Here is a 1,456-nt window from a genome sequence, read left to right on the forward strand (position 1 = left end):
GAGTCCTGCTCATAGAGGTAACTTTGCCAGTGCTTGTCATTGTCGGTTTCGGCAATCAGTTTATGACCTTGCCAGATAAATTCCGTGGTTTTGCCATTAACCGTTTTACTGGTACGGCGGTTAAAAGGGTCATAGCTGTAGGTAATGGTCTGACCACTGGGTTTAATCACCTTGATTAGACGATGTCGGCAATCATACTCATAATGCGTCACCAGACTTTGGTTTTTACCGCGCTTTTCGGTAATTAAATTACCAAAACGGTCATACTCAAAATGTTTATCACTAAAAAACAGTAGCCGATTGCCACGATTCACTTTCGCTTCAAGCTGCGCTAAAGATTGTTTCTCACTGATTTTATTGCCGGTGGTATCATAACTAAACAGCTCTACTTTTTCCGCATGATGCTCTTCGCGATTCGCTTGGGGATAGCTGACCGTTTGCAGTTGACCTAACTTATCGTAACGGTAATGGCGGGCTTGATTACCGTTGATTTGGGCAAGCTGACCATCAGGCTCATATTGGTGCTGCTGTTGCCAGACCGGCAGCGGGGTATCATTGAGTTCAACATCAAAACCACGGTAGATTTGGTGTGACGCCAGCTGGCCGAGTTCATCATAGTGATAACGGTTAATTAAGCCATTACCCTGACGCCGCTCGCGCTCTCGTCCGGCTGAGTCATAAAACATGCCAATTAAGGATTGCCCCTCTAGCGTCATTCCTCGTAGCTGACCGTTACGGTGATGGTATTCCAACCACTGTCCATCGGGTAGTTTGGTGCCATCGAGCAAACCACTGGTTTTATCATAACGGTGACGAATCGTTGCCCAGTTTTGATGTTCCGCTGTCATTTGACCATCAAGATTATATTCCCAAACCAGTATATTTTGACCGTCTTTAACTTTAATCAACTGACCATATGCATCATATTCATACTGCTCAATAACGCCGTCAGCAAAAATTCGCCGAACCAAGCGACCCGTGATATCACGCTGGTACTGTGTCACCAAAGGCTCTGCATCCGGTGTGTTACCATATTCCCTTTTTTCGATAATACGCCCGGCGTTATCATAATGATAGGTGGTTCTAATGCCATCAAAGCCTATCTCTTCACTTAGCTGCCCGGTCGGGGTATAGTTTAAGTGATACACTTCACCTTTTTGGTTCTCAATCTCACTCATCTGTACGTGAACATTGTCATAGCGAAATTTGAGCCGCTCACCATTAGGTAAGCGTTTTTCCGTTACTAAGTGCAGGGGTGAGGCATACTCATATTCCGTCACCTTGCCCGATTCATCCTTAAACCAAGTCACTTTGCCATAAGCATTATAGCGATATTCCCGCGTGGTTTTGTTCGGGTAGGTCAGTTGGGTAACTTGCCCCAAACTGTCATAGGTGTAGCTTATCGTCTGGTTTTGCCCATCACTGATGGCCGTTATTCGCCCTTGGGCATCATAGG

At 45.7% G+C, this 1,456-nt stretch carries 1 pseudogene; it reads right to left on the minus strand.

Annotation, left to right across the window (positions count from 1 at the left end):
* Positions 1-1,456 (minus strand): annotated as a pseudogene (locus tag DKK70_RS16570) (RHS repeat protein); the annotation flags it as partial.

It is taken from the genome of Gilliamella apicola (assembly GCF_003202655.1).
Lineage (GTDB): Bacteria > Pseudomonadota > Gammaproteobacteria > Enterobacterales > Orbaceae > Gilliamella > Gilliamella apicola_R.